Genomic DNA, 14,608 nt, shown 5'->3' on the forward strand with positions numbered 1-14,608 from the left:
GGAGAAACTGTGAAAAACAACACAGTGGAACCCATCCAATGCGCCTGGCCTCTTCTCGCCCTCTGACGCGCAGCTACTGGCTGCAGAGTCTGGAGGAAAACCTACAACCCACTTCGTCCTTGCAGGGTGAATGCAATGTTGACGTCGCTATCGTCGGTGGCGGATTCGTGGGGTTGTGGACGGCGCTCACCCTCAAAGAGCGCGCCCCTAATATCAACGTGGTGGTACTGGAGCAGGATATTTGTGGTGGCGGGGCTTCCGGGCGCAACGGCGGATTTGTCATGTCCTGGTGGCCCAAGATCGGTTCGCTGCTGAGCTTCTGTACCAAGGAGCAAGCATTGTTCCTGGCGCATGCTGCTGAGCACGCCATCACCGAACTGGGCGAGTTCTGTGAGCAGCACCAGATCGATGCGCATTATGTCCGTAAGGGCTGGCTTTGGACGGCGACCACGCCGGCCCATATCGACAGTTGGAATAGCACGCTCGAGACCTGCGCTCGACTTGGCGTCGCGCCTTTCGAGCGGCTTTCAGGTGACGTCGTCGCTCAGATGGCGGGCTCAGGAGTGCACCTGGCCGGGGTTTTTGAGCGCAGTAATGCCACGGTTCAACCTGGCGCTTTGGTTCGAGGCATGCGCGCAGTCGCCAAGAAGGCCGGTGTTCGTATTTTCGAACAAACACCTGTCGATAGCATCGAGCCGGGCAGAACGGTGCGCCTGATTTCCACCAAGGGCCATGTGAACGCTAGTTCTGTGGTGCTTGCCAGCAATGCCTGGGCCGCATCGATCCCTGAACTGGCCAAGCTGATCGTCCCAGTGAACAGCTCCATCGTTGTGACCGAGCCGATTTCAGACAAGCTGGAGCAAATTGGCTGGACAGGGCAGCAGTCGATTACTGACTCGCAGTTGATGGTGGACTACTACCGCACTACCCGTGATGGACGTATCGCCTTCGGCAAAGGTACCGGTGCGTTGGCTTATGGCTCTCAAATCGACGACACCTTCTGCAAGCACGCGGAGAGCATCGAGCTGACGGAAGCTGACTTCCGCCGCACGTATCCGAGTCTTGCTTCGACCCCACTCACGAATACCTGGTCAGGGCCAATCGATCGTACCTACGACAGCTTGCCGGTGTTTGGCACCTTGGCTGGCAGCCAGAACATCCATTACGGAATCGGTTGGAGCGGCAACGGCGTGGGCCCCAGCCGGCTCGGTGGCCGCATCCTGGCCAGCTTGGCGCTTGGGATCAAGGACGAATGGAGCACCTGTCCTCTAGTGGGGCGCAGTTGCAGGACATTTCCTCCAGAGCCATTCCGCTACTGGGGCGGCAGCCTCGTCAGAAACGCCGTAATTCGCAAAGAGCACGCAGAAATGAGCGGCGCTCGACCTTCGACAATTGACCGAATGCTGGCAGGGCTTGCCCCTGCTGGACTTGAAGACAAAGCCTGACCATACAGGAGTCAACGACATGACCCCAATCGTAAAACGCCTTGCTGCCGATACCACGTTCTCGGCCTCCACCCCAGTCGCCCAACCACTGGATGATTTGGTTTCCCAAACCCGTCTTGCCCTTGATGAGGTTGTTGAAGACCCACGCTTTTCGCTGGGTGTTTGGGAATGCACACCGGGTACCTGGAGGCGTCAGGTTCTCCAGGCTGAATACAGCTACTTCATCAGCGGCAAGGGAAGCTTCACGCCTGATGATCGCGAGACCATTACCTTCCAAGCGGGTGACGCCGTGTACTTCGCCCCGAACACCACCGGTGTCTGGGTGATCGAGGAAACCGTAACCAAGCACTACTTCATCGTCGGCTGATCGGCCCTCGCGCTTCCCATAATTTCAATAAGAAAGGTCGTTATATGAGCGTGTTCGACATCATCGAGAATTCGCCCGTCTCCAAGTTTCACCGCAAACTACTTCTTGCTTGCTGCGGTGGCCCATTTCTGGACGGGTACATCCTCAGTCTCATTGGCATTGCCCTTATCGGTTTCGCCCACGACATTCCGGCATCGCCAGTAGAGACTGGTCTCATCGGTGCCGCTTCGTTGTTGGGCATTTTCTTCGGCGCCACGGTGTTCGGAGCGGTCACCGACAGGATTGGTCGAGAAACCATGTACGCACTCGACTTGACGGTACTTATCGTGGCCTGCGGTCTGAGTGCCTTCGTGACTGACGCTTGGCAGCTCATCATGCTGCGCTTCGTTATCGGTCTGGCAGTTGGTGCTGACTATCCGATCGCCACCTCGCTGCTCACCGAGTTCACGCCCTCGAAGCGTCGTGGCTTCATGATCGGGCTCTCCGGCCTTGCTTGGTCGGTGGGTGCGATGACGGCCTTCGTGGTGGGCTACCTCGTTGTGAAGTTCAGTGGCGATCACTCTTTGTGGCGCTGGATGCTATTCAGTGGTGCTGTGGTCGGTCTGATCGTCGTGATTATGCGCCGTGGCATTCCTGAGTCGCCGCGCTGGCTGGCCAGTAAGGGGCGTGTGCAGGAAGCGGAAGAGGTCATTCGTCAGGTCTACGGCAAGTCGGTGAAGATCACCCAGCACGACATTGATCAGCTCACTGACGGCGGGCGACCACGCTCCATGCTGGCCGACCTGAAAATGATCTCTTCGGGCGGTTACCTGAAGCGCACCATCATGTGCGGCGTACTCTACTTCGCTCAGATTACCCCTCAATACGTACTCTACACCTTCGGCGGCATGATCCTGATCTCCGCCGGTATCAAAGGAGTAAACGCGTCGACTTTGGGAGAGCTTCTGATCGCCACGCTGTTTGCCATTGGTGTGATACCGGCGCTTAAACTCGTGGAAACCTGGGGGCGCCGCCCTATGGTGCTCGTACCGTTTGCGTTGATGGCCATTCCGCTCTTCGCCCTGGGAATGTGGGCGGATGCGCCTGCCTGGTTCATCATCGGCGCATTTGCGTTTTATGCCTTCGTTTCGGGCGGGCCGAGCATCCTGGAGTGGATCTACCCCAATGAGCTGTTCCCGACATCCGTCCGGGCCACTGCGGTCGGTGTGGCTGTAGGTTTCAGTCGGATCGGTGCCGCGACAGGTACATACCTGACGCCAATTGGCATCGAGTCTATTGGTCTGCAAGCGACATTGATGATTGGTGCTGGAATTACGTTGTTGGCGTTCTTCGTTTGCTTGGCCTGGGCACCGGAAACCAAAGGTCGTTCCCTCCAACAGTCAGCGTCGTTGAGCATGGCAACTTGATTGAACGCTCCAAGCACAGTTCTGGCTCGACGCCCAATAGGCGTCGCTGCTAGGGTGGGATCTGAGTCCGGCGGGGTTGGTGGCAACTTGTCACCAACCTCGGTGGGCGTTTCTGCACCTTCAGCCTGGCAGAGCATGACCATGTCTTTCAGCATTCAGGACATCATCGATAACATATCGCTGCGCACCCGGTTGCTGACTGGCATTGAGGGTACGCAGCGAACCCTGCGCTGGGCCCATGTGTGTGAGCTGGCAGACCCAAGCGAATGGTTGGGTGAGGGTGATTTGCTGATGACAACGGGCATTGGTATACCACGTGATGGTGAACAGCAAAGGGCATACGTGACGCGACTATCCGACGCCAAAGTAGCAGGCATGATGATCGGGGAGAACATGCAGGCGCCGGAGGATATCTCAGGCCTGCGGGATCAGGCATCCCTTTTGGGTTTTCCGGTGTTGATCACCCATTACTCCGTGCCCTTTTCCGCCGTTACGAAAGCCATTCTCGATGCTAGGCAGCAAACCGAAGATCAACGTCGCCGTGCGGTTGTTCGGCTCTACGAGAGCGCCAGGATCGGGTTGCGTCATCTTGGCTTGAATGGGTTGTTGGTGAGGCTTTCTGCAGACGTTTCAGCTGAGCTCTACCTGTTCGATACGCGCAGCTTGTGCCCTTGGCAAGAGGGGCTGGAGTCCTTGCCAGCGCGGTGGCGCGAAGTGCTCAGTTCACGTGCACGGCTCACCTATGATCTGACACGCTGCCATGACGGTGGCAGTGAAGCATTGGTCATGGCGCTCCCAGCGCTGCCTGAGTGTGCGATCCTCGCAACAGGCGGCCAGTTACTGGATTACGGAATTCTGCACCACATTGCCTCAGTTCTGGCAATCGAACTGGAACGTGTTCAGAGCGAGCACGAGCGGATGCTACGACTGGGCTCTGAGCTGGTAGATGATCTTCTGAACGTGAGGCTTACCGAACGAGCAGCGGTGGAGCGTTTGGAGCAAATGGGGTGTCCGCCTGGCTCTTCGTACCTAGTACTCGCTCGGTTAGATGATGCCGCTCCGAATAATTGGCAGCTGGAGCTGAACCGGCAAAATATGAAAATGGTGTCCAGACAAGCCGCGGATGAGGTGGTTTTCTTGGTGGCCGACCCGTCAACCTGCGAATTGCTTCAAGCGGCGCTGGGATGTTGCTTGGGCGTCAGTGCTGTTTTGGGCGCAGGGCTTAGGGTGCCTGAGGCTCTGCGGGAGGCTCGCCTTGCACTTGCACACTCCACGACAACTCGCAAAATAGTCGATTACGCCAATGCGCTGGACGAAGCATTCTGGCTGCCGAGTGATCTGGAGCAAGCCAATAGAATGTACCGCCGAGTCATTGGCAGTCTGGCGGATTACGATGCGCAGAACGGCAGCCAACTCATCCAGACGTTGCGGGTATTTCTAGAGCAAAATCGCTCATGGCAAAAGTCATCGCAGATGCTGAACGTACACAAGCAGACATTGATCTACCGCATACGGCGGGTTGAAGAGATCACCGGGCGATCTTTGGATGACACCGAAGGGGTTGTGGCGTTATGGGTCGCCTTGCGTGCGATGGAAATCTCTGTCGGCGCTAAATCGGTTGAAAACCGATCCTCGCCGACATCGCCACTGAGGTAGATACGTGCGTAGGTACTCGGACGCTTGCACTGGTTGTTTCTCTGATCGCGATTCAGTGGCAAACGACAATCGGCAAATATGAGTTTGATCCGATCGAGGCTCGTGAATAGGCACGATCCGCATGCCTATTTAAGGATGTGCTGACGCGATTTCCGAGACAGCGAGCCATTTGGATCGAGCAGTTGCTAGGCGCCAGTGGATGCCGCCCTGAATTACGTAAGTTCAGCGGGTGCTCACACTCTAGGGCCTCTGGTCACCATCATTCCACCGTCGATAGATGAGCAGCGAGGGGGCAATGGCCCGTTGCATGGATCTTCTCAATAGAAGGTGACGTGTTGCCCCCCGAGCCGACAGCTTCATCCAGTAGTCACCAGGTCAGCTTGTCTACGCGTGGGCGGGTGATTGCCTGTAATGCACCGAAAGCTCACATCGACTACCCCGTATGCTCGGAATGAGGGCAATAAGCGTCATCTTCCCTACGAAATGTTAACTCCTGTGCTGTGAATGCAGCTTGGCATATCCCTTGCTTGAGCTAAAAAACCGAACGAATGTTCGTGCGGTTTCAGTAGGTCAGGTTCAACGAAATCGGAGCCCTAATGAGGCTCGAGGTTTAAGGGGAGAAGGTAGATGACAGCGTGTTTCCCAACCGTAGCCATCGTAGGAAGTGGGCCCTCAGGCTGCTACGTGGCCCAATTTCTTCAAAAAAAATGGGCAGGAGCACAGGTCACTATTTTTGAGGCCCTACCAGTTCCTTACGGACTCATTCGCTATGGGGTGGCTGCTGATCACCAGGGATCTAAAGCGGTCATTCAGCAGTTTGAGCGTATGTTCGAGAAGGGTGGTGTCGAGTTCAGGGGAAATGTGAGCATCGGGCGGGACATTTCCTATGCGAAGCTGACCGAGTCATTCGATATCGTCGTCTTGGCAACCGGCCTGAATAACGACGCAACCTTGGATATTCCAGTGCATCCCCAGGCGCCAGTTGTAGGTGCGGGAAGCGTGCTCAAGGCTCTAAACGGGCATCCAAGAGCTAGCCTACCTAAGTTAGTTGACGGCACCATTCGGAAGCTTGGAAGGAATGTCGCAGTTATTGGAAGTGGGAACGTTGCAATTGATGTTCTTCGGATGGTCGCAAAATCGGATGTCGAGCTCGTGGGTTCAGATATCGCCGATGAAATTAGGAATGCTCTGGGTACGGAAGAAGTTAACTGCTTAACACTCATCAGCAGGTCAAGTGCTTCCGGCGCTAAATGTGATGAATCAATGATGGCCGAATTGCTCAGCTTGCCAGGGGTTGCCATTCGTGCTCAGGGGATTAGTGAGGAAGATCATGGGGCGATAGCACAGCTACTTAAGTTGGCTTCTGGGAAGGAAGTAGGCCTAGGCTCTTCTCGTTTGTCTATAAACTTCATATTCAATGCGGCTCCTGTGGAAATCGATGAGGAAAGTGGTTTAGCAAAAATCTCGCTTGTCGATCGACTGACCGGACTTCGAGCCGAAATTATGTTTGACACAGTGGTGACAGCCATTGGTTTTAATAATGAGAGTTCACGTCTGGATACTGTCCCATCTGAAGAACTAGCAGGCGACGGAGTTTATCGTGTGGGTTGGCTTAGACGAGGCCCTAAAGGTACCGTCGCTGAAAACCGCAAAGATGCTAAAGCCGTATCAGATCAGATTGTTTCTGATTATGAGGCTGGCATTGTGCAAGCTAGAAAACTTGGGTTGATTTCTATCGTTCATGAATTGCCTATTGGTGTGGTTAATCATCAAGGATGGCTACGCATAGATCGGCATGAACGGGCCTATGCTAAGCCAAAAAGGTGTCGCGAGAAAGTCACCGAGATTAGAGCAATGCTAAAAATTTCCCAGGGTGGGGATGACATTAAAGTCATCGCTGCGTCAGAAGAGTTAAATGGCTGATTAAGTTTGATTCTGAGAGGTAAAAATATGTCAAATATTTTAATTGCTTTCGGTACTGAAAGTGGCAATGCCGAATTGGCGGCAGATGATATTGCGTCGTCTCTTAATTCGCGTGGTGCGTTAGCCGTTGTTAAATCCATGGAGGACATTTCACCGGATGATCTGCTCACAGTGGAAAAATTGGTAGTTGTGACCTCCACCTACGGTGAAGGAGAGCTTCCTGAAACGACAGCACCTTTTTATGCGGATCTAGTAGAGGTACAGCCTGATTTGAGCGATGTTGCGATCTATGCGTTTGGTTTGGGTGATAGCACCTACTCCAAGTTTAATAATGCGATTGATATCGTGGCTGCAAAGCTAATCGACCTGGGAGCCAGTCAAGTAGGTGAGACGGGGCGGCATGACGCGGCGAGTGGAAAATCGGTCACATCCGTAGCGCAAGCCTGGGTCGACAAAGTCTTTAACTGACAGTGGTTGGAAAGAAACATGAACATTACTCATGAAGTGTTGCCTTGGGCAAATCCTGATTTTCGCCGGAACCCTTACCCTTGGTACGCACGATTGCAGCGCGAATATCCAATTTACAAAGAAAATGAGCACACTTATATTGTCTCGCGATACGAAGATTACATCGAGTATGTGAAACATCCTGCCATGAGCATGGTAGAGCCCGATTGGGTTAAATCTCATTATTGGCATGTGTTCTTGGATACTGTGCTTTTTTACGATCCGCCTAAACATACCGCCCTGCGTAGGCATACAAATAAGTGGTTTACACCCAAGCTGGTGAGGGAATGGGTTAAACATACTACTGATGTGACTCGAGAGGCCCTTAGTTTTATTGAGGCTGACGGATACATCGAAGCACACCACCATATCTGTGTTGTGCCGACCCATATCACGATGTGCCGAGTTTTGGGGGTTGCTGAAGATGATATCGAGATCGCAACTCTCAACTCCTTAAAGATTGTAGGGATGCAGACTCCGGCTGCCACCCAAGCGGATAAAGATCGAGCGCGTGAAGGTTTTGATTGGTTGTTCTCTAAATGCAAAGGCATGATTGAAGAGAAGAGAAAGAGTCCAGGGGATGGTTTGTTGGATGCGATGTTGGCTCTCGAAGCCTCAGGAGATATGACTCCGGAAGAGGTAATTCAAACCCTAGTGTTATTCTATTTCTCGGGCGCACCAAATCCGGCATATGTCCTAGCATCGATTCTGGAGCACTTTGCAAGAGAGCCGCATTTGTTCGCCCTCTATCGGAATGAACCAGAATCTCGGCAGGCGATGATTAACGAGTTCATTAGATTAAACCCGCCAGAGCAGTCATTCACGCGTTACCCTACCGAAGAAGTGGAAATTCGGGGAGTAAAGATTCCTGCTGGCTCTTGCATCCGATTTATGACTGCCGCAGTCAATCGTGATGAGGCGGTGTTCAAACGGCCCAACCAATTCGATCACAAGCGTCCTCAAGAGGCCAGTCAGCATGTGTCGTTCGGTATCGGCGTCCATGCGTGCGCAGGGCAGGTTATCAGTAGAGCAGAGATTGAAGCCTCTCTGAATGTCATTGCCGAAAGTTTCACCAGTTTTGAATTAGCTGAAGACCCGGTCACGCTGCATGATGATCGGATTCGAAACTATCTAACACTTCCCTTAATTTTTAAGAAATAGCTAAAAACTTAACTGCGATGTTGGCTTTTCCTTGCGCATTGAGGTCGCTCTGGCTAGCGATCCGTGGTGTTTGATTGGATGGTAGAGGGTGACATGAATAATTTATCAAGCATTTTTCGTCAGGGAAGGGAACTCATCGCAGAATATTGACAGCGGGCATTTCTGATCTTGGCGAATGAAATCCACCCAAAGCTGCGCGAATAAACAATAGTTCCTAGTGATAATCTCTGCCGAATTAGATTAACCAAAATTCTCAATAGGAGAATAAGTATGACGATTACTGCGGAGGCCAAGGTCTTGGGGCACGCTTCGTCCTCGGGGCATGCAAAGCTAACTGGTCAAATGGGGGCATTTAGTCTGGCACTTACTGTGCTCGCATTCTCAGCACCTCTTACTACGGTCTCTGGTTATATTCCAGTGGCTTTGTCCTTCGGTGGAGTTTCTAGCCCGCTAGCCTTTATACTTGTCACGGTAATGATCCTGATTTTTGGGGTTGGCTATGTGACATTAAATGCTGCTGTCAAACGTCCGGGTGATTTTTACTCTTTTATAAGTTATGGGCTCGGGAAGGAGGCTGGCTTAGGGTCGGGCTTGATGGCGGCAGTGTCCTACTTCGTTATTTTGACTGGCGTAGCGGCCTATTTTGGAGTTTCATGTGCTGATTTCCATAAGGAAATATCTGGGCACGCTTTACCTTGGTACTGGTACTCATTGGGCTGCTGGCTGGCGGTATGTGTTCTTGGTTATTTGAATGTTGAGCTTTCAGCAAAAGTCCTGACTTGGGTAATGGTTGCTGAAATAGTAGTTTGTCTGGTTTTTGTGTTTGGTGTTTTTGACGGTGGGGGAGGATTCTCTTTGGGGGCTGGTGTTCCGTTCACCCCTGGCGAACTATCGAAGCCGAATGTAAATTTACCATTTGCAATGCTATTCGTTGTGTCGTTCTTCATGGGCTTTGAAGCCACGGCGTTGTTTCGGGATGAGGTTAGGCTGCCAGATCGAACCATTCCAATGGCCACTTACGGCGCCATTGTCTTTATAGGTCTGATTTATACTGTCTGCGCTTATGCCTTAATCATGTCCTATGGTTCGAGTGTTCAAGATGTTGCGTCTGCTAATCCGGCAGCTATGTTTTCATCTGCTTTCGAGAAATTTGTAGGCGGTCGTTATCGAATTTTGGTATCAGGTCTTATTCTGGTCTCTGCATTTGCATGTATTCTTTCGATTCACAACGTGCTTTCCCGATATCTCTACAATCTGGGAACTGATGGAGCGCTGCCAGAGCTTCTTAGGCAGGTACATCCGAGACACGCATCTCCTTACAAAGCATCTATTACCGTGTCGATTTTAGTTCTTGCTGTGCTTATGCCTTTTATTTTGCTGGGGGTTCAGCCTGAACTACTCTATGGTCAGCTTTCAGGTGTAGGTACATCAGGCGTCATATTTCTGCTGACCTTTGTCAACTTCTCCGCCTTGGTTTGGTATTTTACTAAGGGGAGGTTTGATGGGGCGAGTTGGACTAAATCGCTATTAGCTCCAGCTGTTTCTTCCGTATTCTTCATTGCCCTTGTAGTGCTGGTTGCCAAGAATTTCGAATTACTTGTGGGCGGGGAGCCAGGGCAGAGAACCTGGATGTTATACAGTCTTGCTGTCGTGCAAATAGTGGGTATGGGGTTAGCCTGCTACTATCGGGTGGCTAAGCCACATGTTTTTGAGAAGCTTGGTAGAAGTCATAGCTGATCTCATCACTCGGCGTTGGGTGGGTATTGCCCACCCATTTTATGCAAGAAAAAATTAGTGTTGAACTGCGCCTGGGTGATATGCTAGATGAGTCGTATTTTGAGCTCTAGATGGGGGCGCGAGAGTATGCCTGGATCCGAAAACGCTACGGCAATGTTGGTGCGCCTTGAGCAGTATTTAGATACTTTTGATTGGAGTGGTTTGACTCGTGGCAAGCAGGTGATTTTAGAGTCGTTTTTGCTTGTAGCGACTCGAGAGGGGATCGCCAATGTTTCGATGCGTAGCCTAGCCGCTGCGGCCGGCGTGAAACCCCCGACTATGTATTTTCATTTCCCTGATGGGCGTGAGCAAATTGTCGCTGCCGCGATGCGTTGGCATTACAACAGTTTTGCCCACGCGCTCAAAACTGCTCTCGCAGAGTGTCGGACTCCTGATAGCTACTGGTCGACTCTCATTAGCTTTCACGTTAGACAGCAATTGCAACGCCCTGAGAACGATATTTGGGATGCTCTCATTGCAACAGATCGTATCGCGAAAACTTTGCCAGAGGACTTGCGAAAGGAAGTCGAGGATTGGGAGGATTTTTGCGACTACATGTATTTTTCAATCGCTCAAGATTTAGGTGCCTCATGCACAATGTTAGAGGCTAGAGCTTTGCGAAAGCTCATTGACTGCATCAATTCGTGGTGGTCTTGGGATGGCAGCGAGGAAAATTTGAATCAGGCGATTGCATACAGCTTGAGGTTGTCTCAACGTGTCATCGAGATTTAGTGGTTTTACAAGTTAAATAATTAATTCTAGGCCGCACGAGTGTTTCCATGAGGCCTAGAAGGCATTCAGCTGGCAGATTGCAATTTGCGCTGTGGTTTACCGAGCACTTTAGCTCGTGTTGAAGTGATTTTCACAGCAGCGCGAGCCGCCTCGCGTCCTTTCTCAACGAAGTGGTTGCTGAAGATCTCACGGTGGTGATCGGTCTCTTGGAAGTGGTGAGGAGTCAGAGATACGGAGAGCACTGGTACCTTAGTATCCAACCCGACTGTCATCAAGCCGTCCACTACAGCTTGTGCTACGAAGTCATGGCGGTAGATGCCGCCGTCGACAACCAATGCTGCAGCCGCAATTGCGGCGTATCGACCAGTCAGAGCGAGCTCCTGCGCCATGAGCGGAAGTTCAAAAGCTCCTGGAACATCCACGACATCTACGTGCTCGGCGGAGATCACCTCGCAAAAACCTTCCAATGCGCGATCAACGATATCGCTGTGCCAGCCAGCTTTGATGAATGCGTAACGATTGGCGGCCATTTTTGTCTACCTCATCAATTCTTGTTTATCTCCTCGGATAAGGGCTGCCGAGGGCTTGTACATTCAGTTGCTGGTGGAGGCTCCTTTCATGAAGCTCCGTCGGCGTTTAGCCCAGTCCTCCTCCCGTACTCGTTTTGATTGGCATTGGAGGAGGGGGTGTTAAGGGTTTAAAGCAATCAGGCGATTTCAGCGGAGGTGCGGTAACGACGTTGATGCCAAACGAGGCACTCTGACGGATCTTCCGGAGTCATCACGATGTCGGCGATCGTGCCGATCAGGATCGTGTGGGAGAAACCGTCAATGGCGCGTTCCAGTTTGCAATCAAAGGCGATAAGGGCGCTGCTCAGCAATGGAGCTCCGGTGACGCGCTCCACCCAGTCGGAACTCGCGAAGCGGTCTACACCGCGCTGGGTGAACAGCGTGGCAAATTCAGTCTGGTTTGGCTTGAGCACGTTGACACCAAAAGCTCCTTGAGCGATCAGCTCGTCATGTGCGCTTGCGTTCTTGTTTACGCAGACGATGAGCGAAGGCGGTTCTGCAGACAGGCTGCAGAGTGCCGAAACGGTGAGCCCCATTCGCTTCTCACCTTGCCCCGTGGTTACCAAGGAAACGGCACCGGGGAGGATCGACATTGCTTGCAAGAACAGATTCTTGTCGACCACGTCACTCACTTGGGTAATTTTTTCTACAACAGACATTTTTCACCTCCGCAGACTTGGCTGGTTTGATTTGCTCCGCAGCCGTAGCGCGATCAATCCGCCTGAAATCACATTCTTCTTTGAGTTTTCTTGCTGCCCTATGGCAGTTAACCGGCTCGGTGGAGGGAGCAATGTCCCGCCGAAGCATTCGTCATTCTGAGATAGCTGCGCTTGAGAGCGGCTTGTCTCTGATCTCAGGTTCTCTCACTAGCGTGCATGCGAACTGTCCCAAGTTGAGCCAACCCATCGAAAGGCCAGTGATCAGCGGGTTTGAGCGTGTGGAGGAGAGTGGGAACGCCCCGTTAGTAGGTGCGACGCCCTCAGTAGCTCCCCCGAGTGTCTACCGCGCGAAAAAGTGACCCAAGCTGGGACAGTTCGGCGCTGTACGCGTGAGCAAGACTGGCCCCTGTCGTAGACCTTTGGTTACGGAATGCGAGTAGCGAGCAGGATTGCCGAATAGCGAATCACTTGGGGCTTCCGGCTACTTGAATTCCCACATAAAAATAAATAGGAGCTGGTCTCGTGAGAAATCGCGGATATGCCTTTTTAAGGGCTGGAGCTAATAAGGAATTGACACAAGAGTCCTATGAGGGCTTTTGTGAAATGATTCCGAGAGACCATGTCGATGCCTTTGTTATCTCGGATGTATTTACTATTCCTCATGTCGCAATGATGCTTGCAAAAACAGGTAGCTATGAAGCCATTGTTACTTGTGCTCTGGTTAATGACCAGGTGGCTTGGCACCAGGATCACCTTGTGAAAAGTATTTTTGAGGGTCTAGCGAGAGTAAGTGTAGATACCGAAGTGTTAATAGTTCCGTTGATCTTTGAGTCGACGAATCGCTCTGGCAGTAATCATCGTCCCCTTGATGCTGAGGCGTTCTTTTTAAGAGGTTTGGAGGCAGCAAGTACGGCTCTTGAAATTTCGAAGTTGAAGTCTTCCGTTTTTGCACTGAAAGACGTTCTTGCAAGGCTCTGGCCTATTTGATTATGGCGCGACTGTGATTGAATCGTTCATTTCGCTTGCTGTCACTAGGTCTGATATGTCCATTAAAACTATTTCTATTCGCGTAAAAATTGTTGCCCTTGCCGGTCTCTGCCTGTTGGGTATCGTCGGTGCAGTGGTGTCCATGAATATCCACATGTCAGGGAGAAATAACTTACTGATTGCGCAGTCAAGCGAGCAGATGATGATCGCGAGTGCAAAGAGTTTGCTCCTGTCTGAGGCCAGCGAGCAGGCTGTGTCTCTGGATGGCCACTTTGGGCAGAGCTTGATGTTGCTCACTTCTATCGCGGATCAGGTGACGGCCCAACGAGAGGGATGGGGACAGCACGGGGGTGACGCAGCTGCACAACGTGAGCTTCTCAACCAAACCTTGAAAAAGCTGTATGAGCGTAATGCATCCTTAGGTTTACAGGGGCTCTGGATTGTTTTTGAGCCCAATAGCCTGGATGGACAAGATGCGTCCTTTAGGAATGATCAGAAACACAGTGGAAACGATAAAGGGCGCTTCACTTCTCAGTGGAGTCGGTACGGAGGAGCCTCGGTCAATTCGGTAATTCCTGAGGCCGACTTCGGGCGAGGTGACTTAAATGCCAGTGGTGTTCCGTACAACAATTGGTATCTGTGCCCCAAGACAACCCGATCCATATGTCTCCAACCTCCGTTCAAAGACACCGTTAATGGCGAGACCGCGTTGTTGACATCCATATCTATGCCGGTCGTGGTCAATGGTGCTGTCGTTGCGGTGGTGGGGGTGGATCTGTCCTTGGCCGCACTGCAGGCTGGCGTTCAAAAAAGCGCTTCTGAGCTTTTCAAAGGCCGAAGCTATATCGTCATCACTTCCAATGACGGGGTTGTGGCAGCGGACAGTGTGAACCCTTCTGCCATTGGGTTAGAGCAGACAGGAAAAGCGCACAGCAGCACTTCGCATAGCTCACCAAGTGTTGAGGAGGTCGGGGACGAGGTGCAAGCCATCTTCCCAGTCCGTCTGACCGACGCTACAGAGCCTTGGTATGTCATTTTGGGTGTGCCCCGCCATGCGCTTCTGGAAGACTCCTTGGCGATGCAGCGTCAGTTAGACGACGCCCAGTCAAAAGGTGTGAGGGACACACTTCTGGTTGGATTTGCCGCTGCGCTCGTTGGCTTGGTGATGATATGGCTGACTGCGTCAGGCGTGATTCGCCCGATCAATGCAGTGGCGGAGATGCTCAAAGATATCGCTACAGGGGATGGGGATCTGACGCGTAGGTTGGGCTATTCGAAGCATGATGAACTAGGTGAGCTGGCGGGATGGTTCAACCGATTCTTGGACAGGCTTCAACCTACTGTTGCTCGAATCAAGCAGAGCATTATCGAGACACGGGAGATGGCTGATCGATCATCGACAATTGCTCGCGACACCAGT

The 14,608-nt window shown here is 52.2% G+C and carries 12 protein-coding genes and 1 pseudogene; 11 read left to right on the forward strand and 2 right to left on the reverse strand.

The window, feature by feature from the left end; all coding sequences use genetic code 11:
- Positions 1 to 38 precede the first annotated feature (38 nt).
- The 9 genes from I8746_RS09130 to I8746_RS09170 all read left to right on the forward strand — a co-directional run bounded on the left by I8746_RS09130 (position 39) and on the right by I8746_RS09170 (position 10,973).
- Positions 39 to 1,445 (forward strand): FAD-binding oxidoreductase, encoded by a 1,407-nt coding sequence (locus I8746_RS09130; protein ID WP_221100473.1) that lies wholly within the window; start codon positions 39 to 41, stop codon positions 1,443 to 1,445.
- A 19-nt stretch (positions 1,446 to 1,464) separates the two neighbouring features.
- Positions 1,465 to 1,812 carry a cupin domain-containing protein gene (locus I8746_RS09135; RefSeq protein ID WP_221100474.1) on the forward strand — a complete coding sequence of 116 codons (348 nt, stop codon included), beginning with the start codon at positions 1,465 to 1,467 and terminating at the stop codon, positions 1,810 to 1,812.
- Between the two features lie 44 nt (positions 1,813 to 1,856).
- Complete coding sequence (locus I8746_RS09140) at positions 1,857 to 3,218, forward strand: MFS transporter (RefSeq protein ID WP_221100475.1); 1,362 nt, start codon at positions 1,857 to 1,859, stop codon at positions 3,216 to 3,218.
- Positions 3,219 to 3,359: 141 nt separating this feature from the next.
- On the forward strand, positions 3,360 to 4,874 hold the full coding sequence (locus tag I8746_RS09145) for a PucR family transcriptional regulator (protein WP_221100476.1): 1,515 nt from the start codon (positions 3,360 to 3,362) through the stop codon (positions 4,872 to 4,874).
- Between the two features lie 627 nt (positions 4,875 to 5,501).
- Positions 5,502 to 6,797, forward strand: a complete 1,296-nt coding sequence (locus tag I8746_RS09150) for an FAD-dependent oxidoreductase (protein ID WP_259674104.1) — start codon at positions 5,502 to 5,504, stop codon at positions 6,795 to 6,797.
- A gap of 27 nt (positions 6,798 to 6,824) precedes the next feature.
- Positions 6,825 to 7,265: a flavodoxin family protein gene (locus I8746_RS09155; protein WP_221100478.1), complete on the forward strand. Its 441-nt coding sequence runs from the start codon at positions 6,825 to 6,827 to the stop codon at positions 7,263 to 7,265.
- Between the two features lie 18 nt (positions 7,266 to 7,283).
- Positions 7,284 to 8,465, forward strand: coding sequence for a cytochrome P450 (locus tag I8746_RS09160; RefSeq protein ID WP_221100479.1), 1,182 nt, complete (start codon positions 7,284 to 7,286; stop codon positions 8,463 to 8,465).
- A gap of 270 nt (positions 8,466 to 8,735) precedes the next feature.
- Positions 8,736 to 10,202: an APC family permease gene (locus I8746_RS09165; protein WP_221100480.1), complete on the forward strand. Its 1,467-nt coding sequence runs from the start codon at positions 8,736 to 8,738 to the stop codon at positions 10,200 to 10,202.
- 126 nt (positions 10,203 to 10,328) lie between these two features.
- A complete protein-coding gene (locus tag I8746_RS09170; protein WP_221100481.1) occupies positions 10,329 to 10,973 on the forward strand; it encodes a TetR/AcrR family transcriptional regulator in 645 nt (214 codons plus the stop codon).
- Between the two features lie 65 nt (positions 10,974 to 11,038).
- On the opposite strand, the gene I8746_RS09175 is transcribed toward I8746_RS09170, so the two are convergent.
- Together I8746_RS09175 and I8746_RS09180 are read right to left on the reverse strand one after the other, a co-directional pair.
- Positions 11,039 to 11,503, reverse strand: a complete 465-nt coding sequence (locus I8746_RS09175) for a 6,7-dimethyl-8-ribityllumazine synthase (protein WP_221100482.1) — start codon at positions 11,501 to 11,503, stop codon at positions 11,039 to 11,041.
- A 176-nt stretch (positions 11,504 to 11,679) separates the two neighbouring features.
- On the reverse strand, positions 11,680 to 12,201 hold the full coding sequence (locus tag I8746_RS09180; RefSeq protein WP_221100483.1) for a flavin reductase family protein: 522 nt from the start codon (positions 12,199 to 12,201) through the stop codon (positions 11,680 to 11,682).
- A gap of 522 nt (positions 12,202 to 12,723) precedes the next feature.
- Here I8746_RS09180 and I8746_RS09185 point away from each other — a divergent pair.
- Together I8746_RS09185 and I8746_RS27515 are read left to right on the forward strand one after the other, a co-directional pair.
- Positions 12,724 to 13,188, forward strand: a complete 465-nt coding sequence (locus tag I8746_RS09185; RefSeq protein WP_221100484.1) for a 6,7-dimethyl-8-ribityllumazine synthase — start codon at positions 12,724 to 12,726, stop codon at positions 13,186 to 13,188.
- A gap of 286 nt (positions 13,189 to 13,474) precedes the next feature.
- Positions 13,475 to 14,512, forward strand: a pseudogene (locus I8746_RS27515) (HAMP domain-containing protein); the annotation flags it as partial.
- Between the last annotated feature and the right edge of the window lie 96 nt (positions 14,513 to 14,608).

The organism is Pseudomonas sp. USTB-Z, from assembly GCF_019691255.1.
Classification (GTDB): domain Bacteria; phylum Pseudomonadota; class Gammaproteobacteria; order Pseudomonadales; family Pseudomonadaceae; genus Aquipseudomonas; species Aquipseudomonas alloputida.